Annotated in this window: 20 protein-coding genes; 12 read left to right on the forward strand and 8 right to left on the reverse strand. The window is 65.1% G+C overall.

Annotation, left to right across the window (positions count from 1 at the left end; all coding sequences use genetic code 11):
• Positions 1-320 precede the first annotated feature (320 nt).
• Together JL101_RS37045 and JL101_RS32100 are read left to right on the forward strand one after the other, a co-directional pair.
• Positions 321-815: an alpha/beta fold hydrolase gene (locus JL101_RS37045; protein ID WP_203102682.1), complete on the forward strand. Its 495-nt coding sequence runs from the start codon at positions 321-323 to the stop codon at positions 813-815.
• Positions 725-1,144 carry an alpha/beta fold hydrolase gene (locus JL101_RS32100; RefSeq protein WP_203102727.1) on the forward strand — a complete coding sequence of 140 codons (420 nt, stop codon included), beginning with the start codon at positions 725-727 and terminating at the stop codon, positions 1,142-1,144. Before JL101_RS37045 ends, JL101_RS32100 begins: the two co-directional genes overlap by 91 nt.
• A 148-nt stretch (positions 1,145-1,292) precedes the next feature.
• Here JL101_RS32100 and tssG read toward each other — a convergent pair whose 3' ends face one another.
• Genes tssG through tssA form a run of 7 tightly spaced genes read right to left on the reverse strand, consistent with a single transcriptional unit; the run spans position 1,293 to position 8,384 of the window.
• The gene (tssG, locus tag JL101_RS32105; protein ID WP_203102684.1) at positions 1,293-2,363 is read right to left on the reverse strand and encodes a type VI secretion system baseplate subunit TssG; all 1,071 of its coding nucleotides are present in this window, start codon (positions 2,361-2,363) and stop codon (positions 1,293-1,295) included.
• On the reverse strand, positions 2,327-4,201 hold the full coding sequence (gene tssF, locus JL101_RS32110; RefSeq protein ID WP_203102686.1) for a type VI secretion system baseplate subunit TssF: 1,875 nt from the start codon (positions 4,199-4,201) through the stop codon (positions 2,327-2,329). The genes tssG and tssF overlap by 37 nt, the downstream gene beginning before the upstream one ends.
• On the reverse strand, positions 4,202-4,699 hold the full coding sequence (gene tssE / locus JL101_RS32115; protein ID WP_203102688.1) for a type VI secretion system baseplate subunit TssE: 498 nt from the start codon (positions 4,697-4,699) through the stop codon (positions 4,202-4,204).
• A 46-nt stretch (positions 4,700-4,745) separates the two neighbouring features.
• Positions 4,746-5,279, reverse strand: a complete 534-nt coding sequence (locus JL101_RS32120) for a type VI secretion system tube protein Hcp (protein WP_201082500.1) — start codon at positions 5,277-5,279, stop codon at positions 4,746-4,748.
• Positions 5,280-5,313: 34 nt separating this feature from the next.
• Complete coding sequence (gene tssC / locus JL101_RS32125; RefSeq protein ID WP_203102690.1) at positions 5,314-6,813, reverse strand: type VI secretion system contractile sheath large subunit; 1,500 nt, start codon at positions 6,811-6,813, stop codon at positions 5,314-5,316.
• A complete protein-coding gene (gene tssB / locus JL101_RS32130; RefSeq protein ID WP_203102692.1) occupies positions 6,810-7,355 on the reverse strand; it encodes a type VI secretion system contractile sheath small subunit in 546 nt (181 codons plus the stop codon). The genes tssC and tssB overlap by 4 nt, the downstream gene beginning before the upstream one ends.
• Before the next feature lie 3 nt (positions 7,356-7,358).
• Positions 7,359-8,384, reverse strand: a complete 1,026-nt coding sequence (gene tssA, locus JL101_RS32135; protein ID WP_203102694.1) for a type VI secretion system protein TssA — start codon at positions 8,382-8,384, stop codon at positions 7,359-7,361.
• Between the two features lie 260 nt (positions 8,385-8,644).
• Here tssA and tssK point away from each other — a divergent pair, with 260 nt between their 5' ends.
• From tssK to JL101_RS32185, 10 genes are all read left to right on the forward strand, one after another.
• A complete protein-coding gene (tssK, locus tag JL101_RS32140) occupies positions 8,645-9,982 on the forward strand; it encodes a type VI secretion system baseplate subunit TssK (RefSeq protein WP_203102696.1) in 1,338 nt (445 codons plus the stop codon).
• 44 nt (positions 9,983-10,026) lie between these two features.
• Positions 10,027-11,358 carry a type VI secretion system-associated FHA domain protein TagH gene (gene tagH / locus JL101_RS32145; protein WP_203102697.1) on the forward strand — a complete coding sequence of 444 codons (1,332 nt, stop codon included), beginning with the start codon at positions 10,027-10,029 and terminating at the stop codon, positions 11,356-11,358.
• Positions 11,355-12,656, forward strand: coding sequence for a type IVB secretion system protein IcmH/DotU (gene icmH / locus JL101_RS32150; RefSeq protein ID WP_203102698.1), 1,302 nt, complete (start codon positions 11,355-11,357; stop codon positions 12,654-12,656). The genes tagH and icmH overlap by 4 nt, the downstream gene beginning before the upstream one ends.
• Before the next feature lie 11 nt (positions 12,657-12,667).
• Positions 12,668-16,279, forward strand: coding sequence for a type VI secretion system membrane subunit TssM (gene tssM / locus JL101_RS32155; RefSeq protein ID WP_203102699.1), 3,612 nt, complete (start codon positions 12,668-12,670; stop codon positions 16,277-16,279).
• 15 nt (positions 16,280-16,294) lie between these two features.
• Positions 16,295-17,044: a type VI secretion system-associated protein TagF gene (tagF, locus tag JL101_RS32160; RefSeq protein WP_203102700.1), complete on the forward strand. Its 750-nt coding sequence runs from the start codon at positions 16,295-16,297 to the stop codon at positions 17,042-17,044.
• Positions 17,045-17,066: 22 nt separating this feature from the next.
• Positions 17,067-17,939: a Tll0287-like domain-containing protein gene (locus tag JL101_RS32165; RefSeq protein WP_203102701.1), complete on the forward strand. Its 873-nt coding sequence runs from the start codon at positions 17,067-17,069 to the stop codon at positions 17,937-17,939.
• 42 nt (positions 17,940-17,981) lie between these two features.
• On the forward strand, positions 17,982-19,307 hold the full coding sequence (locus JL101_RS32170) for a serine/threonine-protein kinase (RefSeq protein ID WP_203102702.1): 1,326 nt from the start codon (positions 17,982-17,984) through the stop codon (positions 19,305-19,307).
• A 164-nt stretch (positions 19,308-19,471) separates the two neighbouring features.
• A complete protein-coding gene (gene tssH, locus JL101_RS32175; protein WP_203102704.1) occupies positions 19,472-22,081 on the forward strand; it encodes a type VI secretion system ATPase TssH in 2,610 nt (869 codons plus the stop codon).
• A gap of 166 nt (positions 22,082-22,247) precedes the next feature.
• The gene (locus JL101_RS32180) at positions 22,248-23,306 is read left to right on the forward strand and encodes a LysR family transcriptional regulator (protein WP_203102706.1); all 1,059 of its coding nucleotides are present in this window, start codon (positions 22,248-22,250) and stop codon (positions 23,304-23,306) included.
• Positions 23,307-23,368: 62 nt separating this feature from the next.
• On the forward strand, positions 23,369-25,321 hold the full coding sequence (locus JL101_RS32185; RefSeq protein ID WP_203102708.1) for a type VI secretion system Vgr family protein: 1,953 nt from the start codon (positions 23,369-23,371) through the stop codon (positions 25,319-25,321).
• A gap of 80 nt (positions 25,322-25,401) precedes the next feature.
• Here the strand turns inward: JL101_RS32185 and JL101_RS32190 are convergent, their stop codons facing one another.
• A complete protein-coding gene (locus tag JL101_RS32190) occupies positions 25,402-25,875 on the reverse strand; it encodes an RNase A-like domain-containing protein (RefSeq protein ID WP_203102710.1) in 474 nt (157 codons plus the stop codon).
• Between the last annotated feature and the right edge of the window lie 543 nt (positions 25,876-26,418).

Genomic DNA, 26,418 nt, shown 5'->3' on the forward strand with positions numbered 1-26,418 from the left:
CCGGTGGACCGCGGACAAGCCGGTCGAGGAGGGCAAGGGCCAGTCATCCTTATTGGATGCCGATATCCGTAGGGTTGGTGAATAGGGCAGCCGCAGGTGCCGGATCTGTCCGCTCGTCAGCCCGTCATCATGCTGGAGCATTGGGAACGTGGCCCATCAGTTTCCCTTCCGCCGCACGCGCGCATCCCCGCCGATCCGGCACGGCGAATATTGGAATTCTCCGACTGCCCAAGGTAGTTCGCCACGTGGTGATTGGATCGTCAGCGGGAGAAAGTAGGGCGCTCATCGAGCGACAGAACCTCAACATCAGGGAGAGTCAGATGGGCACAGAAAACCGCATTCTTGAAGTAGAGACCACTCACGGCAAGGTTGTCACCGAAGACAATGGACGAGATGCATCCACTCTTGTTCTGATTCACGGCAATTCTTCTTGCCGACGGGTCTTCGATCGTCAGTCCGAAAGTGAATTGGGTCGGACCTATCGGCTCGTCACGTTCGATCTACCTGGCCACGGCGACTCCGAGGACGCGGTCCACCCTGAACACACCTACACGAGACCCGGACTCGCCGACGCGGTCGTTGAGATGCTCGCGAAACTCGATATCTCCGAGGCTGCGCTGCTGGGTTGGTCCCTCGGCGGGCACATCGCGATCGAGATGCTCGGGAAGTTCGGCGGGGTGCAAGGGCTCATCCTCACCGGGACACCCCCGTCAGAAGCGGTGGCATGGCCGAGGGCTTCAGGCGTCCTCCCCATGCGGGGCTGGGCGCCCGTCAGGATCTGTCCGCCGCCGACATCGACCGGTTCGCGCAGATGATCTTGGGCGAACCGGTCGAGCCTTTCCTTCGAGAAGCCATAAGACGAGCCGACGGGCGATGCCGCAGACTGTTGTTCGAGGCGGCGCTTGCAGGCGCAGGCGTCGATCAGCGCAAAGCCGTCGAATCAAGCTCGATCCCGATCGCGGTCATCAACGGCAGTGCGGATCCGTTGGTAAACCTCGACTACATCAGAGAGGTCAGATATGCCAACCTCTGGGAACGGAAATGCCATTGCCTTGACGGCGTTGGTCATGCGCCGTTCTGGCATGCAGCAGACGAATACAATGTAATATTGCGAAGGTTTCTTCAGGGCGTATTTTCTGAATGAGATCGACGTAACCGCTCGGCCCGGCCGGACCAGAGAGCGCGTGGTGGCGGGATGATACGTCCCATCGTCACCTTTTCCCGGTCGGGATTATCTCAGCCACCCCGTCTGCCTGTGCCATAACGCTCCGCCCATCCGGAGCGGATCGATTCTACGGCGGTTCCCAATTCAATGGCGCGAGCATCAGGTCCCCGGCATCGCTTTCGTCCGGACGGCGGCCCAACCATGTGGTCCAGCCGAGCCGCCCCTGGTGGCCAAGCTTGAGCTTCGGAACCTGATCGGCGCGCAGGATGAGCCCGAGGGTCCAATCCAGTTCGTCTCCGACATAGTTGCGCACCAGCGGCACCATCAGGCCGACGCTCTCCCCACCGGGTAGCAGCCGCTCATACTCTGCCAGGGTCAGCGGCCCCATGACGATGCGAAAGCGGTGATAGAACAACCTGATGCGCCGGCCCACCGTGGCAGTGACGCCGAGCGTGCCGTTCTCAGGATCCGCACCAAGCGCCAGGCGCTGGCCCGGTGCGATCTCGACCCATTTCGGATCGAACTCCCGAATAGTGACCGGCATCGAGTAGAAGGCGCTCAGGATGGCCTGAAGCCCTTCGGCATTGCGGGTGTGGGAACCGAGGCGCCCGGCGAAGTGCAGCTTGGCGAGATCCGGCATCCCGTCCCTGCCCCGAAGCTCCGGCATGCCATACCCGGCCAAGGCGCCGATCCGGGCAGCGAAGCCATCCTCGCCGGGACGGTCGTGGGACACCGTCGGCTCGCTCGCCGCCCAGGCGCGGAACAGCAGCGAGGCCATGCGGTGATGGAAGATGTCGGCGAAGCAGGCGAACGCTTCATCGCCAGCGTTATGGAGACGCTGATGGGCGTATTCGGTCAGGTGCAGCGGCAGCGGACCGTTGGGACCGAACAGGCCGAAGAAGAAGGTCATGATCCGGGTATGGCCACCGTCCGGCCCGACGCTTTCCAGCGCGCGGGGCGGAAAGATCGTGCTCGGTGACTGGCCGAGCCGAACCGGGTCCTCCTCCGGATGCCGCGACTCCCCTATCCTCGGACCGGGCGTGGAGCTGGCATCGATGCGACGCAGCAAGGCGAAGAAATCGAATTTCTCAGGCGCCCGGTTCGCCTCGCGGAGGATTTCGGACAGGGCTTCATGAGCCGGCGGGACGGCGCCAATGGGCATCAGGCCTGCCGCCGGCGCCCGAGTTTCATCCGCCATCGCATGATCTCTCCGCGCTGCCTCGTCCGCAGGACGCTTTCCGTGAATGAGTTGATCGAGACGTACTGGGCAAAGAAGTGCTCCAGCACCGCGGCGAAGGGAAAACAACCGATGCCCTCGAAGGCGGCTTCATCAAGCGTCGTCTCGATCTCCAGGCCGCGCGCCACCGCCGCAAGGCCGCCCGAAGGAAGACGGCGGACGATGGGACGCGACCGGATATTGCGCGTACCCGCAACCTGCCGCATGGCGCCGGCGTCGCCGGGATCGGCGTATAGCCGGAGCAACGCCCGCAGGGCATCGGCTCCCCCGTCACCGGTGTCGGTGAGCGAAAGATGGTTGAGCGAGAGATGGCTGATCAGATGCCAGGCGACCTCTCCTTCGGCGGGCGATGGACGGGGCCTGGTGGGACCGGCGATGCAGCGGATCCGGGCGACCGGTGCTCCGATCTCCAGCGTGAAATCGGTCTCGCCGCGACCGACGGGCATCAGCAGCGGCAGGTCGCGGTTGGTACACAGGCACCGGACAGCCAATTGCCGCAGGCTGGGTCGGTAGGGCGCCGCGTGTGCGTCGACGATGGAGACGAAGACGTCGCTCCCCCCATAGGATGTCCGCTGCCCTTCCCTTTGCTCACGGCTGGAGACGAGCCGCGGCGCGCGCCGGATCGTGTAATAGGAGCCGCCGGCCGCTTTCGGTTCCAGATCCTGGATGGCATAGAAGGGACGGAAGACCGTGGCGGCCGATCGGTCGTCGTGTTCACCCTGGACATCCAGCACGGAATGCACCTCGACATCGAGCGGACGGACCCGGTCGACGGGAAGATGGTACTCGAAGGTCCGCTCGCTCACGATGATGCGATCCGCCTGCCGCTCGAACAGGTTGACGATCGGGCTGGCGAACAGGACCATGGATTCGCGGGTGAGGCCGCGTTGCAGCCGCGGCTCGGCCCGGCGGAGCAGGAAGACGAGTTCGAGGTCCTCGCCGCTCGACGACCGGACGGCGTCCGCCAGCCCTCCGATCTCCACGAACAAGGCCCGCTCCGGCAGGGCGAAATATTCCTGCAAGGCCCGATAGCCCGTGAAGGAACGCGCCGGGAAGGGCAGCAGCGCCTCATCGTCGCCGAACCCGACATGCAGGACATGGGCGGCGGCGATCACTTCCTGCCAGGGCGAGGGCCGGACGATGGGCCGGGCGACGACAGCCGTCACGTCGGCCAGCAGCTGTTCGGCCAGCGCGCCGCCGGTACCGCCGGCCGGCGGCAGGTAGAGCCGGAGCGACTTAAGCTTCAAGCGGTCGAAGGGCATGCCGTTGGTCGTGCGAAGCCGCACCCGCAAGGCGGCCGCCATGCCATGCCGCTTGTCGATGGCCAGTCCCGATATCTCGGACGCCGCCGCGAAATAATCGACGGCGGCGACCGTGATCGGCCAGAGGTGGACATCCTGCGCGGTCCTGAACTCGCACTGGGTGACGGCATCAGCGGCCAGTTGCCCCACCAGGGACGTCCCGCGCGGTATCAGGTAGCCGTTCTCCAGCCGCCCGCCCTCCCGGTCCGGATCGAAACGCGCGATGCCCAGCGACGGCGTAGGCGCCAGGAAATGAGGATAGACCATTTCCAGCAGGTGCTGGGTGAAGGCGGGAAAGCGGGCGTCGAGCTTCAGTTGGACGCGCGCGGCCAGGAAGGCAAAGCCTTCGAGCAGACGTTCGACATAGGGGTCGGAGACGTCGGCCGTATCCATGCCGAGCCGGCCGGCGATCTTGGGAAAGGACCGGGCGAACTCGCCTCCCATTTCCCGGATGTGGTGAAGCTCCTGATTGTAGAAGCGCAGGAAGGTTTCGTCCATCTACTCCGCCTCGGCAGGTTGCTCGGCTATCCTGACGGTGTTGCGGTCCCGGTCCACCTCCGTCCGGAGCCTCAGGCGAAGCGGCACCGGCTGCGCCCAGAGATCGGCCTCGATGATGAAAACCAGCGTGGTGTCGCTGGAGCCGGCCGGAAGCAGCTTGACCTGGACGCCGCTCATCAGGCGGGGTTCGAAAACCGTCAGCGCTTCCTGGATCGCCCGCTCGAAGTCGCTGCGGTCCGTGGTGCCGCCGCCTTGCCCGGCCATCGGCCGCACGCCGTAGTTCAAGACACTCGAGGCGATCTCCGGATGATCGGAGAGATCGACCGACGAGCCCAGCGGGGTCGCGTTCAACAACCAGGAAACGTCACGCAGGATGACCGCGCGCAGCTGCGAGAGCGAAAAGGTGCGCCCGCCGTCCTGAGCCACTCCCTCCCCGCCGTCCGTGAGGCGGTCCAGGAGGGAGGGCTGGACGAGATCGCGATAGCTGGTTTTGGGCATATGGGATGACCGGAGCTGGGGGAGTGGCTTCGAACCGGCGTTGCCGTCAGGTCACCTTGTCGGTGGCGCTGTTGGCGATCTGGCTCCAGGCGCTTTCGCCGGCATCGACCAGTTGGCCGGCCTTGTCCTGTTTCTTGTAGGCGATCTTGCAGGCGCCGAAACGGAAGACAATCGATTCGTCAGGGGCGGGATCGCCGTAGCTCCATTCGATGCGCTCGACCGCCAGCATGGAGAAGGTCCAGGTCAGGAACACGTTGGACTGCGCCTGGGTGCCCGCTCCCTTGTCGCCGGTCGATTTCAGCAGCACCAGTTGCACATTGTCGAAATGCGCGCCGCTGCCGCAGGCGACGAAGAGATCGGCGGACGCCGTATCTACCTGTTTCCTGATCGAGAACGCCTCGAACTCGGCCTTGCCCGCGCCGGCGCCTGCGGTATGCGACGTGATGTTGAGCTTGTTCTCGAGCGAGAAGCTCCACTCGTCGCCAAGGGTGATCGCATTGGCCTTGAGCTTCGACTCACCCTTAGGATGAATGCCGCTCTTCGAGGCTTGCGTGAAGAGAAGATAGGCATCGAAAGACATGATGAACTCCGGTGGAGAAGGATGATTCCTGAACTCACGCCAGCTTGGCGGAAGGCAGCCGGGACACGAGGCGAAGCGAAACCGTCAGCCCTTCGAGCTGGAAATGCGGTCTCAGGTAGAAGCGGGCCTGGTAGTAGCCTGGATTGTCCTGGACCTCCTCGACGATGACCTCGGCGGCGGCCAAGGGTTTCTTCGCCTTGTCCTCCTCGCTCGCAAGGTTCGGCGACGAGTGGACGTAGTTCTGTATCCAGCGATTGAGCCAGGCCTCGACATCCGACCGGTCCTTGAAGGAACCGATCTTGTCGCGCACCAGGCACTTCAGGTAATGGGCGAAGCGTGACGTCGCGAACATGTAAGGCAGCCTGGCACTCAGCTCGGCATTGGCCGAGGCGTCCGGATCGTCGAACTTGATCGGCTTGTTGAGGGTCTGCGCCCCGATGAAGACCGCCATGTCGGTGTTCTTTCGGTGGAGCATCGGCAGCAGCCCGTTCCGCGAAAGCTCCGCCTCGCGCCGGTCGCTGATCGCGATCTCGGTAGGACACTTCAAGTCCACGCCGCCGTCGTCGCTCGGAAAGGTGTGGGCGGGAAGTCCCTCGACCAAGCCTCCGGATTCGACCCCGCGGATCTGCGACATCCAGCCATACAGCTTGTAGGAGCGGGTGATGTTGACGCCCATCGCGTAGGCGGCGTTGCACCAGAGATACTTGCCGCTGTCACCGCCGTCGACGTCCTCCTCGAAGGCGAATTCGGCGACGGGGTCGGTCTTGCTGCCGTAGGGCAGGCGTCCGAGCGTGCGGGGCAATGTCAGCGCGATGTAGCGCGAGTCCTCGGAGTCCCGCAGCGATCGCCAGGCCGCGTATTCCGGCGTCTGGAAGATCTTGGTGAGATCGCGCGGATTGGCGAGTTCCTGCCAGGATTCCATGTTGAGGAGCTGAGGGGCCGCGGCAGCGATGAAGGGGGCATGCGCCGCCGCCGCGATCTGACCGAGGGACGCGAGCAGCTCGACGTCGGGCGGCGTGTGGTCGAAGTGGAAGTCGCCGATCAGGCAGCCATAAGGCTCGCCGCCGATCTGGCCGAACTCCTCCTCGTAGATCTTCTTGAATAGCGGGCTTTGATCCCAGGCGATCCCCCGGTACTTCCGCGCGGAACGCGCAAGTTCCTTCTTGCTGGTGTTCAGCACCCGGATCTTCAAGGTTTCGTCGGTTTCGGTGTTGAAGACGAGCTGGTGAAGGCCGCGCCATGCCGCTTCCAACTGCTGGAAATCGGGATGATGGATGATCAGGTTCAGCTGTTCGGTCAGCTTGCGGTCGAGTTCCGCGACGATCGCCTGGATCGTGGCGACGGCATCGTCGCCGATCAACCGGGTTTCGGCCAGCGCCTGCCCTGCCAAGGTCGCCACCGCGCGCTCGATCGCGTCGCGGTACTGTTCGGTGCGCGGCTTGAACTCGCGCTGAAGGAGCTGGGCGAAGCCGTCGTCGGTCAGGGTGGCTTCCGCGACAGGCGGTGCCGCCTGCTGCATCCGGTCCGGACTCATGACTGTGCTTCCCCTTGGTCCGATGCGGCGGTCTCTTCAGAGCCGGCCGACGTGCCGGCCCTGGCCGACACGGCCTTCAGCAACTCCGGGTCGGCGAGAAGCCGGCCCAGCAGGCGTTCGGCACCGCTCTTGCCGTCCATGTATGTCAGGAGGTTGCCGAGCTCCGTCCGGGCATCCAGGAGCTTCCGGAGGGCATCGACCCGGCGCGCCACGGCGGCCGGCGAAAAGTCGTCCATCTGCTCGAACGTCAGGTCGACCGGCAGGCTTCCTTCGCCGGTCAGGGTGTTTTCGACGCTGATCGCCACCCGTGGCTTCATTGAGCGAAGCCTTGCGTCGAAATTGTCGACATCGATCTCGACCATCTTGCGATCGGCCAGATCCGGCAGCGGCTCGACGCGCTTTCCGGAAAGATCGGCCATCACCCCCACGACGAAAGGCAACTGCACCTTCCGCTCGCTGCCGTAGAGCTCGACGTCGTACTCGATCTGGACACGGGGCGCCCGGTTGCGACGGATGAATTTCTGACTGCTGGCTTTCAACATGATTTAATCTTCGTCCTCTTCGATCGGTCCGGGACTGCGAAGCCCGGCCACGTTGCGGAACTGGGGAGCGCCGTCGGGCGCCAGCTCCATCAGCAGCTCGAGAAAATCCCGCGACACCATCTGCTTGGCCCGCTCCAGCAGAACGGGGACGGGACTCGACGGCTCGTTCGTGCGGTACCACTGGCAGATGCGGTCAAGCAGGCCGATCACGTCGGCGCGGCTGGCGATTCCGCCGGCCACCGATTGCGTCGGACCGTCCTCCCGCCCGGTCTCGGTATCGGCTGGTTCGGCCGTGCGCCTGGGCCGTTGATCGTCGATCACCGACTTGACCTGCGCCAGCAACCCCTTCAGCGGGTCCAGCCGGATCGTGTCGCCTGGTCCGACACGGGTCAGGATGCTGGCTTCGATGGCGGCCAGCGAGGCAAGACAGGATGCGATCGCGGCGCTCGCCTCGTCGAGCGCCGCCGAGCCGGTCTCGCCGAACGCTCCCTCGACCTGAGCCAGCGTCGGACCATCGCCGTCCGGGTTGCCATGCCGGACCGCCTGCCAGTCGTTGAAGGTGAAGCTGCCGACGCCGCGGGCGGCCGCAAGCGGAATACGCCGGATTTCAGCCAGCAATCCGGCTGGATCACGGAGATTGGCAAGCGCGTTCAGGCGTATCGTCTGATCGCCCCCGTCGTCCGGGTCCGGAGCCGGGTGCAGTTCGTCCCAGTAGCCGTCCAGGTAACCGGCGATCAGCGAGAGACCGCCGGCAAGCCCGGCGAATCCCTCGGTATTGAGCCAAGCACGAGCCAGGGATATCGCGATGCGGATGTCCTTGCTGCGCCCGGCAAGCTCACCCCCCAGTTCCGCGATACGCCGCCAGTCCGGCGCTTCACCAATGGCGGTCTGGTCGCCGGCCTGCCGCTCGGGGCCGGCACGGGTGGCGCGTTCGAAATCCAGGAAGCCCGGATCGTAGTCCAGGGGTTCACCGCACAGGGACGCTCCGTCGATCGGCTCAAGCAATTCCGCATGATCAGCGCTTCGCATCTTTCGCCTTCCGGGCCTGCGATAAATAAGCGATGTCGATCCGATGGTCGTTCGACACTGCATGCCGTGATTATTAAGTCATCTACCGGGAAGATCGTCATACGGCATTGGCATATCGGTATGCCGCCGATGAGACGACTTCGGATCACATTGGCGAATATCGTTATTACTCTAACGCATGGAAGAACAATTCGAGACCTGTCTATCTTGAGGCCACCAAATCCAACATCAAACAAGCCCACAATAGGCGGACCGCGCGAATGTCGTGGAACAACAGGGTCATCTGGTCGGAGGGATTGTTCCTGCGGCCGCAGCACCTTCAGCAAGCCGATCGCTACATGGAGAAGTTCGTACGCGGCCGGACCCAGGCGTTGCGCGGTTACGGCTGGGGGTTCACCGAACTCCGGATCAACCGTGAACTGCTGAGCCTCGGCAAGATCGCCATCGAGTATGCGGCCGGCGTCATGGAGGACGGCACGCCTTTCGCCATCCCCGACGAAGCCGACCAGCCGGCCCCCTTTGCTCCCCCCGGCAACCTGCGCAACGCGGTCATCCATCTGGCGCTGCCGGCCTATCAGCCGGGCGCCGCCGAAGCGGATGCCAGGACCGGAGACGAAGTCGTCACCCGCTACAGGGTCGCTGAACAGGATCTCGCCGACGGCAATGCCGGAGAACGGGAGCAGGTCGCGATCGACATCGGCCGCCTGCGCTTCCGGCTGATCGCCGAAGGCGCCGAACGGACGGGCTTCATCTCCATGCCGATCGCCCGCCTGATGGAGGTCCGAGCGGACCATCAGGTCGTCCTCGACGAAAGCTTCGTTCCTCCGGCGCTCGACTGCGCCTGCTCATCGGTCCTGGCCGGCTACGTGACCGAGATCGAGGGACTGCTGCATCACCGCGGCGAAGCCCTGGCGGCCCGCGTCTCGCAATCCGGGGCCAAGGGCGTCGCGGAAATCGCGGATTTCCTGATGCTCCAGATGATCAACCGTCACGAACCGTCCTTCGCTCATCTGAGCCGGAGTTCCACGGTGCACCCCGAGACGCTGTACGGCCTGATGGTTCAGCTTGCCGGCGAGCTTGCGACATATGCCCGCCCGGACAAGCGGACGCTGGCATATCCGACATACCGGCACGAGGATCTGGCGGCGACGTTCCAGCCCGTCATCCAGTCGATCCGCCAGTCGCTGAACACCGTCCTGGAGCAGACGGCGATCCAGGTTCCGCTCCGTGAGCACAGGTATGGGATTCATCTGGCCGAAGTGAACGACCGGACCCTCTTCCGGACCTCGGCCTTCGTGCTGGCGGTACGCGCCGACGTCGAAGCGGAGCGGTTGCGCCGCGCCTTCCCGTCCCAGGTGAAGATCGGCCCGGTCGAGAGGATCAAGGAACTGGTCAATGTGGCTTTGCCGGGAATGGTGGTCGATCCGCTTCCGGTGGCGCCCCGCCAGATCCCGTTCCATGTCGGCGTGACTTACTTCGAGATCGACCGGAACAGCGCCTTCTGGAAGGAGATGCAGACCTCCGGCGGCCTGGCGCTGCATGTCGCGGGCGATTTTCCCAACCTCGAAATAACCCTCTGGGCGATCCGCGGCGACTGATCCATTCGCCCCGCTTATCCGTCCAGCCGTGGAGGCACGAACCCATGCCATTGGTCTTGCGCGTCGAGGGACCGGGAGCGATCCGGTACCGCGGATCGGACTTGCCCGAGTTGATCGAGATCGACGACCTGCTGACGGTCGGCCGCGACGAGAGGAACGACCTCGTCCTGAGCGACGAACGACGGGGCATCTCGACCGAACATTGCCGCATCGAACGCATCGACCGGGAATACAGGGCGACCGACCGTAGCCGCAACGGCACCTTCCTCAATGACGACACCGTGGCGATCGGACCTGACAATCATCCTTCGCTGAAGGCCGGCGACGTGATCCGGGTCGGCGAATTCGCCCTTCATGTCGTCTCGGTACAGGCGCCGATGCCGCTGCCAGCCCTGGAAGAACCGGACCTTCCCGTCACTCCCGACCTTGAGGCCGTCTCCGAACCGCATTCTCCCAACCCTCCCTTCCCCAGGCCGGCACAGTCGATGGGGCCGCTCGACGAAGACGAAGAGCCGGCCGAAGACATGACCTTCCGGGACGCCGCCGCCAGGAACTCCTTCGCGGACCACCTGCGGCCGGAAGCCTCGGTCTTCGTGGCACCCGCCGTCGGGCACCAACGGATTCCGGACGACTGGGAGTTTTCAGCCGAAGCGCCACCCCGCGACATCGGAGAATTCGACCGGCTCCCGCCGGCTGCCGGGTCCGAGCCGGTCGGCATCGACAAGCCGGCGGAAGACCTTGCGTCCAAGGCCGTCGATACGATGCTCGGCATCTGCGGGCTGACGCGGGGCGACGTGCCGGACGATCGCCTTGTCGACGTAATGAGCCGCATGGCGCACGCCTTCCGCATAGCGGTCGGCAATCTCCACGAGATGCTGGTCGCACGCTCGGAAGCCAAGCAGGAATTCGGGGCCGAGCGGACGATGATCGCGCGGCTGGACAACAATGCGCTGAAGTTTCCGATGGACATGAACGCCGCCCTGCGGACGCTGATGATGAACGACATGGCCGGCTTCCTGCCGGCGGAGCAGGCGGTCGCCCAGGCATTCGACGATATCAAGGCACATCAGGTAAGCCTGCTGGCCACCACCCAGGCGACACTCCAGATGCTGGTGCGCCAGTTGGCGCCGGGATCGGTCACCGCCGGGATAAAACGCGGGCACATCACCGGATGGGTGCCGTTCCTCGGCAAGGCGCGGGCCTGGGACCGTTATGTTCAGTTGCACGGCAGCATCGACGACGACCTGGCGGCCGGCGACATGAGAATGCCGGCCGACATTTCGTCCCGTGCCTTCGCCCCGCGCACGTCGGGTCGGCAGCCGTTCCGCCGAAGGGCGAAGCCTGCAACTCCCGCGACCGGGAGGCCGAAGCCATGACCGCCGACCAGACCGCAATCGTTCCCGCCGATGTCTTCCTGGGTCTCCAACGGGGCTACGACACGCTCGATCCGCCAGGGCAGGATTCGTCCAGGCCGTGGGAGCGGATCAGCCTCGGCCGTACCAGTCCGCTCGTCATGGCGGCGGCGCCGCTGCTCAGCCTGTGCGGGCGCATCAAGAGCCAGGCGTCGCATGCCGACGTCGATACCCTGCGCCTGCATGTCCTGGGCGAGATCGACCGTTTCGAGCGCAGGATCACGCCGCTTGGCCTGTCGGCGCGATCGATCCGGGCGGGCAAATACGCTCTCTGCGCGACGATAGACGATATCGTTCTCAATACTCCCTGGGGCGGCAACAGCGTCTGGACGACCCGGAGCATGGTCGGCACGCTGTTCAGCGAAACCTGGGGCGGCGATCGCTTCTTCGATCTGCTGACCCAACTGAAGCGGGACCCCGGAAACAACATCGACCTGATCGAGCTGCTCTATTACTGCATCAGCCTTGGGTTCGAGGGAAAGTACCGGATCGCGCCGCGCGGCGCGTCGGAACTCGTCACGATTCGCGAGGACCTGTATCGGCTGATCCGAAACGTCCGGGGCGACTTCGAGCAGGACATCTCCCCGCACTGGCGCGGGACCGGCCTTGGACATCGCGGCCCCGATGCCGTCGTGCCACCCTGGATCACCGCGGCGGTGGCTGCGGCCTTTCTGCTCCTGATCCTCTCCGGCCTCGCTCTCGCGATCAACCAGCGCTCCGATGGCGCATTTGCAGGATTGGCCGCCCTGCCGCCGGCCGGCGGCGTCGATCTGATCCGTGCGGCCCCTGTTCCTCCACCTCCCCCACCGCCGGAGGTCGCCGCCGGCCGGACAGAGGCGCTTCGGACGTTTCTGGAACCCGAGATTCGTGAGGGGCTGGTTTCGATGCGGGAGGATGCACAGACCATCGGCGTCCGGATCGCGGGCGACGGCATGTTTTCCTCCGGCCGCGCCGACGTGCTTGAGCGGTTCAAGCCCCTGCTCGGTCGCATCGGCCAGGCGCTGAACGACCAGCCGGGCGAGATCCTGGTCACCGGCCATACCGACAGCCTGCCGATCCGCTCCCTCAAGTTCCCGTCGAACTGGGACCTCTCGCTGGCGCGAGCGAGGGCGGCGGCGTCCCTGATCGGCGGCGCCATGGCGGATCCGTCGCGGCTGACCCCCGAAGGGAAAGATTCAAGCCAGCCGGTCGCCTCGAACGACACGGACCAAGGGCGCAAGCTGAACCGGCGAATCGAGCTGGTCATCCTCAAGGCCCAATGAGGGGAAATTCGATGATCGATGCCCTGAAGCTGCCGATCTCCCTGCGGACGGGATTCATTCTCTGCGGGCTCGCCGTCGTTTCCGGGGCGGCCTTCGTCATCGGACCGCTGATTTCTATCGGCGGCGCCGATCCCTTCTCCAGCCTTGCCGGCCGGATCGGCTTTGCCGCGCTGGCACCGGGGATCTACGGCGTGACGAGGCTGGTCGAGAGCTGGAGGACGTTCCGGCAGAATGCGGCCATGCTCGATTCGGCGGTCAGGCCGGAAGCCGATGCCGCCGGCGGGGCCGAATACGCCCATGAGAGCGCGGAGATCGCCCAACGCCTGCGGGAAGCCCTGTCGGTGCTCAGGAAGCGCCGTTTTCCGGGAGCCGCAGGCAAACGCTGGCTGTACCAGATCCCCTGGTACGTCATCATCGGACCGCCGGGTTCCGGAAAGACGACGGCGCTGGTGAATGCCGGCCTCAGCTTCCCGCTTGCCGACCGGTTCGGCAGGAATGCCATGCGCGGCATAGGCGGAACGCGAAGCTGCGACTGGTGGTTCACCGACGAAGCCGTGCTGATCGACACCGCCGGCCGCTACACGACCCAGGACAGCGATGCCGGCAAGGACCATGCCGCGTGGCTTGGGTTTCTGCGCCTGCTGAGGCGATATCGCCGCCGTCAGCCCCTGAACGGGCTGCTGGTGGCGATCGCGGTCGACGAGGTGACCGAAGGCCGGGAGGAGGCGCGTCTGGCGCATGCCCGGCTGATCCGCCGGCGCATTCAGGAAGTCCAGGCCGAGTTGCGGATCCGGCTGCCGGTCTACCTGCTCCTGACCAAGGCGGACCTGATCTCCGGCTTTACCGAGTTCTTCGACGATCTCGGCCGAGAAGGCCGGCAGTCCGTCTGGGGCTTTACCTTCGACCTGGATGGCGACCGGCAGGAAGATGGAAAGGACGACCGTGGCGTCGCGCCGGTAGACCGCTTCGGCGGTGCGTTCGACGCGCTGGTCGGCCGGCTGGACGAAAGGCTGATCGACCGGCTGCATCAGGAACGCGACGGCGCCCGGCGCAATGCCGTCTACAGCTTTCCGCACCAGGTCGCCAGCATCAAGGACGCGCTGACCCAGTTCGTCGAGGAGGCGTTCCGCCCGAACTCCTTCGAGCAGGAGATCATGCTGCGCGGTGCCTATTTCCTCAGCGGCACCCAGGTCGGTACGCCGATCGACCGCGTCCTGGCCGCCATGAGGAGGAGTTTCGGGATCGGTCCTCAGCCGAAGGCGGCCGGTATCCAGCCGAAGCGCAGCTATTTCCTGACCCGCCTGCTGCGCGAGGTGGTGTTCGGCGAAGCCGGATTGGCGAATGCCGATCCCCGGATCGAGCGAAATCGGCGCCGCATCGCCTGGAGCCTCCATGGCGCGATCGCCGTCCTGTGCGTCGCGGCGGCCGGGGTGGCGGGGATCGGCTACATGCTCAATCGGACGCTGATCGAGAAGGTCGAAGCCGCCGCGGGCGACTATGCCTTGAAGGCGCGGGAGATGGACCTGGACCAGGTCGGCGATTTCGACCTCGCCCGCGTCCTGCCCCTGCTCAACGAGGTGCGCGACATCCCGACCGGCTATGCGGAACGAGATCTCCCGCGCTCGTGGCTGGCGGGCCTGGGCCTGGACCAGACCGAAAAGCTCGGCTCGCAAACGGTCGGCGCCTATCGGCGCATCCTCGGCTCCGTGTTGCTGCCGCGCCTGATCCTGAGATTGGAGGACCAGCTCCGCAAGCGCCCTGACGAACCGGAGTTCCTCCATCAGGCCCTGAAGGCCTATCTCATGCTCGGCGGACAGGGGCCGATGGACCGCGCGTTCGTCGAGCGCTGGTTCGAGTTCGAGCTACGGGCATCCTACCCCGACCAGCAGGATGCCCGGCTGCGACAGGATCTCGGCGGCCACATCAAGGCCCTGCTCGAGCGTCCGCTGCCGCAAGTCGGCCTGGACGGCGATCTGGTGAGCCAGCTCCGCGCCGTCCTGAAACAGACTTCGCTCGCCAAGCAGACGCTCGACGCGATCGCCGCCGGTCCGGAGGCCGCCGCACTTCCCGGCTGGACGATAGCCGATCATGCCGGCCCGGCCGGCACCTGGGTCTTCCACCGCGCCAGCGGCCTGCCGCTCGCCGACGGCATTCCCGGTCTGTATACCCGTGACGGCTTCTTCAGGACCTTCCTGCCGTTGCTGCCCCATTACGCCGAAACGATGCGGCAGGAGGCGTGGGTCCTTGGCAGCGGGCCGGTAAAGATGAGCCCGGAAGCCGAGGCGGAGCACGAACGCGATACCGTCGGTCTTTATCTCCAGGCGTTCGCGCTCCGATGGGACAGGTTGCTGGGCGACGTCGCCGTCAATTCCGCGAAATCCTATGACGACGCGTTGCGCACGCTGAGCATCCTGTCTTCGCCGACCTCTCCGATCCGCCTTCTGGTCGTCTCGGCCGGCACAGAGACCAGGCTCGCACAGCCGGCCGGCGACGCGGCGCCCCCGAACCGTCAGGCGATGGCCGACGAGAAACTCGCCAAGCTCCTGCTTCGGCAGCGGAACCCCGACAGCATCGCCGCGCTGGCAGAGCGCTTCAGCGCCGAGCATTTCCGGGAACTGCACGCGCTGAGCATGGTTCCGCCCGGCAGTTCGGCCAGCGCCCAACCTCGGATCGACGAGGTGATCGTCAGCCTCGGCAATCTCTACCGCTCGCTCAACCAAGCCCGCTTCGGGGGAACAAGCTCCGGGGACGCACGGGGCGACGGTCAGATCACGCCGCTGCAAGACAGCGTCGACGGTGCGGCTGCCCTGGCCGAGATCGATGCGCAGGCCGCCAGCCTGCCGGCTCCCGTGCGTAACTGGATCACCGGCATCAGCCGGACCAGTTCCTCCATGTCGTCGGACGGCGTTCGTCAACGGCTCACCGATGCGTGGCTTGGAAACGGCGGTCGGTTCTGTGCCCAGGCGACGGCCGGCCGCTACCCTTTCGACAGGACCGGTACCGACGAAATCTCGCTCGAAGACTTCGCCCGGCTCTTTGCGAAGGGCGGGCTGATCGACAGCTTCTTCGAACAGAACCTGGCTTCCTTCGTGGACAAATCCGCCCAGCCCTGGCGATGGCGCAAGCTCGGCCCGGTCGATTTGAAGTTGTCGCGGGAGTCCCTTGCCCAGTTCGAGCGGGCGGCGCTGATCCGCGACAGCATGTTCCCGCCCGGCAGCACCAGACCGGAGGCCGGCTTCCGCCTGACGCTGGTGCGTACCAGTTTCGGGACGAGCGGGATCGACGTCTCCGTCGGCGGCAGGACCGCCAGCCTTGCTCCGGGAAGCGCCCAGTCGGCGCAATTGAGCTGGCCCGGGAACGATCCCGCCACCGGTACGAGCGTGACCTTCAAGTCCGGTCTTCCCAACTCCCGTCCGACCGCGATCGTCATCGACGGTCCCTGGTCGCTGTTCCGCCTGCTCGACCGGAGCCTGCTCCAGGCCGACGCCGCGACGCGCGATCGTCTGACGGTCCGGATCGCCAGCGGTCCCGCCGAGGTCGATCTCCTCCTTCAGGAAAGCAGCCTTGCAAACCCGTTCGGGGCTAATCCCGTCAGCGCATTCCGCTGTCCCAGAACCCTCTGACCAGAGGCCCTTTTCATGACCGTTTCACGCATCGGCTACTACGGCAAGCTTCCCGCCAGAGCCGACTTCGTCAGCCGCCGTCTTCCCGAGGAGTTCGTCAAGCCGTGGGATGCCTGGATACAATCGGCTCTCTCGGCCGGCGAATCCTGGGGCGGCGAGGTCTGGAGGCAGCGCTTCCTGGCATCGCCCACCTGGCGTTTCGCCCTGCCGGCCGGCACATGCGGCCGTACCGGCTGGACCGGTGCCCTTCGCCCGAGCGTGGATGCGGTCGGGCGCTGCTTTCCGTTCGTGCTGGCGGCGGAACTGCCGGGTGCTGCTGACATCCTCGCAGTCATGGATGCCGGTTCCGGATGGTTCGAGACATTGGAAGCGATGGCCGGCGCTACTGCCCGGCCCGACTTCGATCTCGGATGGCTGGACCGGCCGGTTCCGTCCATCCGGTCAGCCGCCGGCGGGAAAATCCGATGGCCGTCGCTCGGCGCCGCGCATTCCGTCGGGCTCTGGCACGAACTCCCCAGCATCCTTGCGGTGACGACGGCACTGCGCCGAAAGCCTGCATCCGGGCGGGCGGCGGCGCTCTGGTGGACGGCCGGCACGCCGGCCTTCGGCTCCGGCATCGCGCTCACTGCGGGACTGATCCCTCCCGCCGCCTTTCCTGCCCTGATCGACGGTTCCTGGGGCGACCATGGCTGGACGGTGACGGACGGCACGGCGCAGGCCGACGATCCGGAACCGGCCCCGCCGGAATGGGATCGGACGGCATGACGTCGATCGTAGGGAGATCGCCATGCGGCTGATCGTGAAGTTCAACCTGGTGATCACACTGGCTTGCGTCACCGGCCTGATCGTGTCGGCCCTGCTGATGCGGGAAAAGTTCGTTACCGATGCCCGTACCGAAGTCCTCGCGAATGCCCGGATCATGATGCAGTCCAGCGATTCGATCATGCGCTACACCGAGCAGGAGGTCACCCCGCTGCCGCAGGCGCTCGGGCATGACAAATTCGTCAGGGCGGCGGTACCGTTCTTCGCAGCCGGGTCGATCTTCGAGGACCTGCGCCGGCACTACCCGGACTATTCGGTTCGCAATGTGGCACTCAACCCGACCAATCCGCGGGATCGTCCGACCGAGTCCGAAGCCGATATCGTAAACGGTTTCCGGTCCTTTCCTGACCGAGCCGAAATGGTGACCGAGCGGCAGACGCCCAATGGCCCGATCATGAGCCTGTCGCGCCCGCTGGTCGCGGCACCGGAGTGCCTTGCCTGCCATAGCACGCCGGCAAATGCGCCGAGTGCCATGATCGACACCTACGGCAGCGCCAACGGCTTCGGCTGGCAGCCCAATGAGACCGTCGGGGCGCAGATCGTTTCGGTACCCCTCAGCCTGCCGCTCGCGCGGGCCGAAGAGGCCGTCGCTCACCTGCTCCTCACCTGCGGAACGGTCTTCCTGGCCGTCCTCGCCGTGCTCAACCTCTTTCTCTATTACCTTGTCGTCAAACCGATCCGGGACATGGCGAAGATGGCCAACGATGTCAGCCTGGGCAAGCCGGACACGCCGGAATACGAGCGCCGGGGCAGCGACGAGATCGCGACCCTCAGCCTGTCGTTCAACCGGATGCGTCGCAGCCTGGAAGGTGCCATTCGAATGATCGAGGGCACATGACCGCCTTGCCGGAAAACACACACGACAGGGGGAGCATCGTCGATGGAACTGCCCTGTGAATTGGGTCGCTATGTCCTGCTGGAGCGTATCGGTTCCGGTGCGATGGGGTCCGTATTCCGAGGTGAAGATCCGGTGATCGGACGTCCGGTGGCGGTCAAGGCGATCCACGCGAGCTTGCTGAACCCCGGCGACCGGGACCAGCATCTGGCGCGCTTCAAGGTCGAGGTGAAATCGGCCGGACGCTGCCAGCATCCGAACATCGTCGCGATCTACGACTACCTGGAGCAGGACGGCGACCCCCATATCGTGATGGAACTGGCACCGGGCAGATCGCTCCAGCATCTGATGACCGGGCGACGCCGGTTCCCGGTTACGCTTGCGGCCGATCTGATCGGGCAGTTGCTGGCGGCTCTCGGCCACGCGCACGGGCGCGGCGTGATCCACCGCGACATAAAGCCGGCCAATCTCATCATTGATGGGGATCGGCGGCTGAAAGTCACCGATTTCGGCATCGCCCGCCTTGGCGGGGGCGATATCACCGTCAATGGGATGATGCTCGGCACCCCCGCCTTCATGGCCCCCGAACAACTCAAGGGCGACGATCTGGATCACAGGGCCGACCTGTTCGCCGCCGGGATGGTGCTGCTGCATCTGGTCACCGGTCGTTTACCTTATGAGGGGGCGAGCTTGGCCGGTTTGCTGGTCGAGCTTGCCTCCGACCGCCCTGTCGACCCCCACCATGCCGGCGACGTCGATCCACGCCTGACGCCTGTGCTGAAACGCGCCCTGGCGAAGCATCCCGATGACCGCTTCGAGACCGCCGGCGCCTTTGCGGAGGCCCTTGCATCGGCCGTGTCGCGGCCGGACGACAGCGAGCTCTGGCCTTCCGAAGCGCCAGCGGCGACAGGCTGCCTGCAATCCGACTTCATCCAGCGCGTCGAGCGCGAATTGATGGAAGTGACCGGACCTGTAGCCCGCATCCTGGTGCGCGAAGCGGGGAAACGCGCGGCGTCGGAGGAGCAAATCGTCTCCCGGCTGGCGGCCGGCATTCCCGATGCGCGAAGCCGCGACCAGTTCCTCCATGCGTTCGCGGAGCGCAGGCCGAAGGTGCCCTCCCCCTCTCCCCCTCCCTCTCGCGAGCTCGGCAGTGGCGCTGGACTGCCGATCTCGCCCCAGGCGCTGGAAGCGGTACAGACTCTGCTGGTCAGCTTCGTCGGGCCCTTCGGGCGCATCCTGGTCCGCCAGGGATCGGTGCGGGCGGCATCCATCAGCCAATTCTATGACCAGTTGGCGGTTCACATCAAACACGAGAAGGACCGGGAGGCGTTTCGTAGGAAATTCTTGGAAAGAATCCCGCCGAAGTCTTGACGGCGTTCCGGACACTGCGGCCCCGGCACATCGTCGGTATAGGAATATCGGTAGACCGGCTTTGCATGAACCCCTCGTGTTACCGAATGGTAATTGTAACGCGACAATCCCCAACCGCCGGTATCCGGCAGTCCGGGCATGCCCGTTGAAGAAAGATCGCTGCGATGACGATCATTACCCGCGACACCGTATTCGACCGGCTCGGCGAGTTCTCGATGAAAACCCTCCAGGGCGCCTTCGAGTTTGCGACCTTGCGCGGCGATACTTACATCGAACCGGTCCATTGGCTCGATCGCTGGCTGCGTGCCGAGGACAGCGATGCCTCGCTGATCCTCGAGCGGCTTCAGGTTCCGCGCGACGCCTTGCAGAAGGACATCGAAGCCGCGCTGTCGAGCATGGTCCGGGAACGCTCCTCCCGCCTCGACTTCTCCCGCGAGCTTGAACTCCTCATGGAGCGGGGCTGGATCGGCGCAAGCCTGCTGTTCGGCCAATCCAGGATCCGCACCGGGCACCTGCTGCATGGCATGATCGAGGACACGCGATTGCGCCGGCTGGCCTGCGATATCTCACCGCTTTTCAAGCGTGTCGAGGCGGCGGTCATCGCGGAGCGCTTCGGCGACCTGACGCGGGGATCGTCCGAGGAAGGCATCGATCCTTCAGGCGATTCCACCCCGGTAGCGACCGCCCATCTCGCCGGTCACGAGACAGCCTTGGGCCGATACGTTACCGACCTGACCGCGGAAGCGGAGGCCGGGCGGATCGATCCGGCGACGGGCCGCGAACGCGAGGTCCGGCTGATCGTCGATATCCTGATGCGGCGTCGGCAAAACAATCCGATCGTCGTCGGAGAAGCCGGCGTCGGCAAGACCGCCGTCGTGGAAGCCCTGGCCGCACGGATCGCCAAAGGCGACGTGCCGCCGGCCATGCGCGATGTGAGGCTGATGTCGCTCGATCTCGCCGCTCTGCAGGCGGGAGCTTCGGCGAAGGGCGAGTTCGAGAACCGCCTGAAACAGGTGATCGCCGAAATCGCCGGATCGGCAAAACCCATCGTCCTGTTCATCGACGAGGCGCATTCCCTGATCGGCGCGGGAGGGGCCGCCGGAACGGGCGACGCCGCCAACCTGCTCAAGCCGGCATTGGCGCGGGGGACCCTGCGTACGATCGCCGCTACGACCTGGGCGGAATACAAGAAGCATATCGAAAAGGACCCGGCGCTGTCACGCCGGTTCCAGGTCGTCCAGGTCGACGAGCCGGACGAGGAGCGCGCCGTCGCCATGCTGCGCGGGATGGTACCGGTCTTTGCCGAACATCACGGGATCGCCGTTCTGGACGAGGCGGTCGTGGCGGCGGTCCGATTCTCGCACCGATATATCCAGGGCCGCCAGCTGCCGGACAAGGCCGTTTCGGTGCTGGACACGGCCTGTGCGAGAGTGGCGCTGAGCCGGAACGCCGTGCCGGCAGGCATCGAAGACTTGATGCGGCGGATCGAGCGTCTCGATACCGAACTGACGGCCCTGGCGGCGGAGCGGCGCGTTGGCCGCCTGGACGAAGCGCGGGAGGACCTGCTGTCGGGCCGATTGACGGCGGAACGGTCGGCACTGGCGGGGCTCCAGGCGCGCCATGCCGAGGAGTCCGCCCTGGTGTCGGAGATCATTGCACTGGAAGCCCGTCTGCGCGATCGGGAATCGCGGGACGAACTCGATAAGCTCCGGGGGCTGCGCGTCGACCTCGCGGCACTTCAGGGTGGTCGTCCCCTGGTGCTGCCCGCGGTCGACGAACAGGCGGTGGCAACCGTGATCGAAAGCTGGACCGGTATCCCCGTCGGGCGGATGCTGTCCGACGAGATCGACGCCGTCCTGACTTTGGCCGATACGGTGAAGCGTCGCGTCATCGGCCAGGACCACGCGCTCGACGCCATCGCAAGACGGATCGAAACCGCCCGGGCCGGCCTGGACGACCCATCCAAGCCCAAAGGCGTGTTCCTGCTGGTCGGTCCGTCCGGCGTCGGCAAGACCGAGACCGCCCTGGCGCTCGCGGAAAGCCTGTTCGGCAGTGACGACAACGTCGTCGCGATCAACATGTCGGAGTTCCAGGAGGCTCACACCGTTTCGACGCTGAAAGGCTCGCCGCCGGGCTATGTCGGATATGGAGAGGGCGGGCGCCTGACCGAAGCGGTGCGCCGCAAGCCCTACAGCGTCGTCCTGCTCGACGAGATCGAAAAGGCGCATCCCGACGTCCACGAGATCTTCTTCCAGGTTTTCGACAAGGGCTGGATGGAAGACGGCGAAGGCCGGAGGATCGACTTCCGCAATACGATCATCCTGCTGACGTCGAATGCTGGGTCCGATCTCATCTTGCGGTTGTGCAAGGATTCCATGCGGCTGCCGGCGCCCGACGACGTCTCCCGCTCCCTTCGCGATCCCCTACTGGAGGTTTTCCCGGCGGCGCTGCTCGGCCGCCTCTCGGTCGTTCCCTATTATCCGCTGACGGACGCGATGCTCGATCGCATCATCGGCCTGCGCCTGGACTCCGTCCAGAACCGCATCGAAGCAAGCTGGAATGTGCCGTTCACCTATGCCGAGACGCTGGTCAGCCATATCCGCGCACGCTGCTACGAGGTGGAAAGCGGAGGAAGGATGATCGACGCCATCATGACCGGAACGCTTCTGCCGGATATCAGCCGGGAGGTCCTGAGACGGTTGCGGGACCGGCAGCCGCTGACCGGTATCCACGTCGACGTGGACCAGGGAGAACTGCGCTACGAGTTCACGTGAGGCTTTCGCGCTGCAGGATTGCATTTCGTTACGTTACCGGCGTAACCGTCTTCCGACATGCTGACATACGACGGCAGCTTGAAGCGACGATGATCCGAAGTCACACGAGGCAAGCGGATGGCCCCAAAGCCGGGCGACCGCGAAAGACGTAAGGTGAATCAGGATCATGCAAACCGGTTTCGGAACAAGCGTCGGACGTCCCCGTCTGCGGTCGGTCGGCTCCCCTCCCCGGCAGGATGGCGGACGGCAGACATCGCCGCACCGGCGGATCAATCTCGCGGGTGTCGATCTCAATCTGTTGGTGGCGCTCGAGGCGCTGCTGGTGGAGCGCAACGTAACGCACGCAGCCGACAGGGTCGGTCTGAGCCAGCCGGCGATGAGTCGCGCATTGGGCCGGCTGCGAGGCTTGTTCGATGACGAGTTGCTGGTGCGATCGTCCTCCGGCCTCGTGCCGACCGCGCGTTCCGAACAACTGGCGGCCGAACTGCCCGAAGCCCTGAACATGCTGCGCACTCTGCTGGCATCGCGGGAAACGGCGCCGGGATCGTGGGAAGCCACGGTCAACATCGACCTTCCCGATCATCAGGCGCTGGACCTGTTGCCACGGCTGCTCCCCCGCTTGCGAGAAGCGGCGCCGGGCGTCACCGTCGTCACCGCCCCTCTCGGCAGCCGGACGCTGCGCGCCCTTGAAAGCGGCGCCGTCGATCTTGCCGTCGGTCAGCTCAGGACCACTCCCTTCGGCTTCTACCGCCGCACCATCCTGACCGATCGGTTCGTCTGCCTGCTGCGCGCGGGTCACCCGGCACTCCAGGGCGGGACGCCGGAGCCGGAAAGCTTGGTCGGCCTCCGTCATGTCGCGATCGCACCGCCGGCCCTGGAAGAGCCCGGCCTTGTCTACGATGCCGTCGCGATGCTGGAAATCCCCGACCCCAGTCCGGTCGTGGTCCAGAACACGATGGCGGCGGCGATGCTGGTAGCCGAAACCGACATGGTCCTGACCATCCCGCGCCGGACCGCGACCCGCATCGCGCGGATGCTGCCGCTGGCCATAACGGCACCCCCGACGCCCCTGCCGGCCTACGAGCTGTCGCTGGTGTGGCACGAGCGTCTTCATCGCGATCCGAACTGCGCGTGGCTGCGCGGCGAGCTGGCGGCCTCCCTGGCCCCGGCAGCCGGCTCGTCGGCTGGGCAGGCCGGCGCACACCCCCTTGCCGGGGCCGCGTGAAAGCCGCCTCCCGGCGACCATGGACCCTACCGATCCTCATTCCGAAACGGGAGCATAACGCCATGCCCTATCCGGCCGCCTCAGGCGATCTTCTGACCGACAACCGCTATGCGGAATTGACCTCGCCGGCGCTCGACGCAAGGAAAACCAAGCTCAGGTGGATGAAGGGCGTGGAACGGATCGGCGAACCATTCCTGTTCGAAGCCAAGGTCATCAGCAGCGAACCGATCAGGGATTTGTCTCCCCTGATCGGACAGTCCGCCACGACGGCCCTGAAGCTGTCGGGAGGAAGGACGCGATACTACAACGGTCTCATCACACGTTGCCGCTACGTGGGCATAGACGATACCCGGCGTACGAACTACCTGCTGGAAATCCGTCCATGGCTTTGGCTGCTCGACCAGCGGCGAAACTCGCGCATATTCCAGAAGAAGCCGACGCTGGAAATCGTCAGGACCATCTTCGCCGATCATCCGCAAGCGACATTCATCGACCGCACGAAGCCGAGCGGACTGCCGCCGCTGGAGTATGGTGTCCAGCATGAAGAGTCGGACCTTGCCTTCGTCAGCCGGCTGCTGGAACGCGAAGGGATCTATTACTACTTCGATCATTCCGCGGACCGGCATGAACTTGTCCTGGTCAACGACACTTCGGCGCACAAGCCATGCGATCCGGAAGAGATCGAAACCCATCTGAACCTGAAGAATCCGGGCATCCGCGACGACATCATCTGGGAATGGCAGGAGGAAGCGGCCCTTGTCCCCAGCCAGGTGATGCTGAACGACTACGACTTCGAGAAACCGAACGCCGATCTGAAGTGGATCTGCCCGGTCGCCGGGACTGCACCGGGAAAACGCGAGACCTATCATCATCCGGGCACCTACCGGTCGCTGTCCGAGGGACAGGTGCTTGCAAGGCTCCGTGCCGAGGAAATCGCCTGCCGGCAATCCCGCGTCACGGTTTCGGGAAATCTTCGGCCGCTCAAGCCCGGCTATGTCTTCAAGGCGGGCAACCCCTTCGACGTGACCGAAGGCGCCGGCACTCGCCAGACCAGGAACAGCTATCTGGCAATCGGCGTGACCTTCGAAATCCAAGGAGAGGGCGGAACCCGCGAGGACGGCGACCAGGATCGCTGGTTCCTGTACCGGGGCCGGGTCGAAGCCCTGACGGCGACCACCCCCTACCGGCCGCCCCTGCGGACCCCTGCACCGGTGATCGCCGGACCGCAGACGGCACTCGTCGTCGGTCATCCCGGCGAGGAGATCACGACCGACCGCTTCGGCCGCATCAAGGTGCAATTCCACTGGGATCGCTACGGCAAGAAGGACGGCAACAGCTCCTGCTGGGTCCGGGTCGCCCAAAGCCTGGCGGGACAAGGATGGGGCGGACTGGCGACACCGCGCATCGGGCAGGAAGTCGTCGTCGCCTTCGAAGGCGGCTGCCCGGACCGTCCGCTGGTGATCGGTGCGGTCTATAACCAGACCAACATGCCGGCCGCCAACCTGCCGCGGGATGCGACCCGCTCCGCCTTCAAGACCCGGACGTCACCTGACGGGTTCAGCGCCGGCAATGAACTGAGGTTCGAGGATCTTCGTGGATCGGAGCATGTCTACCTCAAGGCGCAGCGCAACCATGTGGTCGACGTGACCAACCTGTACGCGGTGGAGGCCGGCGGAAGCGCTACGATCACGTCGAAGTCCCGCACCGTTCTGGAAGGCGCCATGGTTCCAGGCGGCGCGATGGGCAGCAGGATCGAGGTGACACCGCAAGGAATCGCTTTGCGCGTGACCGGCCCGGCCGGGGTTCAAAGCCTCGTGCTGGGGCCGGACGGAGTCACCCTGGAGGGTCTGACGATCAGGCTGATGTCCAAGGGAATGATCTTCACGTCTCCCGTACCCCTGCCCCTGCCCCCGTCCATCGCGGCGGCGTTCCAAGCGACCCAGGTCCTTCTGGTCGCGAAAGCCCGGACGGACGCCCAGCTGGATGCCGCCGAGGCCGAGCGCGACCGGACCTGAGAACCGCGCACCGGCGCCAGTTTCGGAGCTCGGCATCGGCCGTGAAGGCGGCATGGGTCCATGCCGCCTTCCGGCGCCGGCTAGAATGCGTCGACCGGGTAGCAGGTCACGATCTTGTAGCCGCCTTTGCCATCCGTCTCGATGACGGCGGTCAGCGACCGGAGCTTGCCGTTCCGGCATTCCGCGTAAGCGCCTTGAACTCCCATCGTGCCTTCCGCGATCCTGACAGTGATGGACGACGAGCCGACGGATACGTTCGCCAGACTGATCCGCTCCTTCTTCTTCGAGGATTTGATCCGCTCGAGATCGCGCTTGCCACTCGACGTCTTGAAGTAGGCGGAAAGTGCCTCATTCTGGTCGCCGGAAGACTTGAAGGTCGAGAATTTCGTTCCAACCCGGAAATTATTGTTGAAGCGGGCGATCAGTTCGGCATCGCTCTTGTCGGCATGCCGTTCGCGCGAATGCATCGGCGCTCCATGGTGCGACGGAGCGCCTTCCGACTTGTCGAGCACCCGCTTGGCATCTTTGTTCTTGAAAGTGGTGGATTGCGGCATTCCGGTTTTCCTCTGTTCACGATCGCGGTCATGGGGACTGCAAGCTTGTAACCGCAGGTACTTCGAGGAAGAGCGCCGCCGATGGCATCAAGTCTAATGCGATGCGGAGACTCGCGGATCATGTTTTCCTCTCCTGCTCCGTTACAGGCGGACAGGATCGGGGACGTTGACTACCGAATGATTTCAAGTTTCAGCAACAGTATTGCAGACGTAATCTTGGCGGTGTCCGGCCTTATGTAGCATCCGCAGATGGTTACCGAGTTGCCAGGGGTCTTTGACGTGAAACGATGCTCTCGATCGTGTCCCACGGCCTGGCCCGGAACGGGCTCTCCTGCACCAAGCCATGGGACACGATCCGTTCCCGGAACGGTTTAGGGGATGCCATCGCGGGTGGCCTCCTCGATCACATGCCACCCTGTGCGGGGCCGGAGGACGCGAAACGACATCTCGGCATTCCGCACGCCAATGCCGAAAAACGCTACCTTGCTCGACCCCAGCGCGTAACACCGGCGGCGTGACCCGGCTGAACCGACCGTCGGAGAA

The organism is Skermanella rosea (assembly GCF_016806835.2).
Lineage (GTDB): Bacteria > Pseudomonadota > Alphaproteobacteria > Azospirillales > Azospirillaceae > Skermanella > Skermanella rosea.

What these genes read in the sequence shown, in the direction of transcription:
- tssA (WP_203102694.1), bottom strand. Translation starts at nt 8,384, where the DNA reads ATGCGAAGCGCTGATCATGCGGAATTGCTTGAGCCGATCGACGGAGCG.
- tssB (WP_203102692.1), bottom strand. Translation starts at nt 7,355, where the DNA reads ATGTTGAAAGCCAGCAGTCAGAAATTCATCCGTCGCAACCGGGCGCCC.
- JL101_RS32165 (WP_203102701.1), top strand. Translation starts at nt 17,067, where the DNA reads ATGCGGCTGATCGTGAAGTTCAACCTGGTGATCACACTGGCTTGCGTC.
- tssE (WP_203102688.1), bottom strand. Translation starts at nt 4,699, where the DNA reads ATGCCCAAAACCAGCTATCGCGATCTCGTCCAGCCCTCCCTCCTGGAC.
- icmH (WP_203102698.1), top strand. Translation starts at nt 11,355, where the DNA reads ATGACCGCCGACCAGACCGCAATCGTTCCCGCCGATGTCTTCCTGGGT.
- JL101_RS32180 (WP_203102706.1), top strand. Translation starts at nt 22,248, where the DNA reads ATGCAAACCGGTTTCGGAACAAGCGTCGGACGTCCCCGTCTGCGGTCG.
- JL101_RS37045 (WP_203102682.1), top strand. Translation starts at nt 321, where the DNA reads ATGGGCACAGAAAACCGCATTCTTGAAGTAGAGACCACTCACGGCAAG.
- JL101_RS32100 (WP_203102727.1), top strand. Translation starts at nt 725, where the DNA reads ATGGCCGAGGGCTTCAGGCGTCCTCCCCATGCGGGGCTGGGCGCCCGT.
- tssC (WP_203102690.1), bottom strand. Translation starts at nt 6,813, where the DNA reads ATGAGTCCGGACCGGATGCAGCAGGCGGCACCGCCTGTCGCGGAAGCC.
- tagH (WP_203102697.1), top strand. Translation starts at nt 10,027, where the DNA reads ATGCCATTGGTCTTGCGCGTCGAGGGACCGGGAGCGATCCGGTACCGC.
- tssM (WP_203102699.1), top strand. Translation starts at nt 12,668, where the DNA reads ATGATCGATGCCCTGAAGCTGCCGATCTCCCTGCGGACGGGATTCATT.
- tssG (WP_203102684.1), bottom strand. Translation starts at nt 2,363, where the DNA reads ATGGCGGATGAAACTCGGGCGCCGGCGGCAGGCCTGATGCCCATTGGC.
- tssK (WP_203102696.1), top strand. Translation starts at nt 8,645, where the DNA reads ATGTCGTGGAACAACAGGGTCATCTGGTCGGAGGGATTGTTCCTGCGG.
- JL101_RS32190 (WP_203102710.1), bottom strand. Translation starts at nt 25,875, where the DNA reads ATGCCGCAATCCACCACTTTCAAGAACAAAGATGCCAAGCGGGTGCTC.
- tssH (WP_203102704.1), top strand. Translation starts at nt 19,472, where the DNA reads ATGACGATCATTACCCGCGACACCGTATTCGACCGGCTCGGCGAGTTC.
- tssF (WP_203102686.1), bottom strand. Translation starts at nt 4,201, where the DNA reads ATGGACGAAACCTTCCTGCGCTTCTACAATCAGGAGCTTCACCACATC.
- JL101_RS32170 (WP_203102702.1), top strand. Translation starts at nt 17,982, where the DNA reads ATGGAACTGCCCTGTGAATTGGGTCGCTATGTCCTGCTGGAGCGTATC.
- JL101_RS32185 (WP_203102708.1), top strand. Translation starts at nt 23,369, where the DNA reads ATGCCCTATCCGGCCGCCTCAGGCGATCTTCTGACCGACAACCGCTAT.
- JL101_RS32120 (WP_201082500.1), bottom strand. Translation starts at nt 5,279, where the DNA reads ATGTCTTTCGATGCCTATCTTCTCTTCACGCAAGCCTCGAAGAGCGGC.
- tagF (WP_203102700.1), top strand. Translation starts at nt 16,295, where the DNA reads ATGACCGTTTCACGCATCGGCTACTACGGCAAGCTTCCCGCCAGAGCC.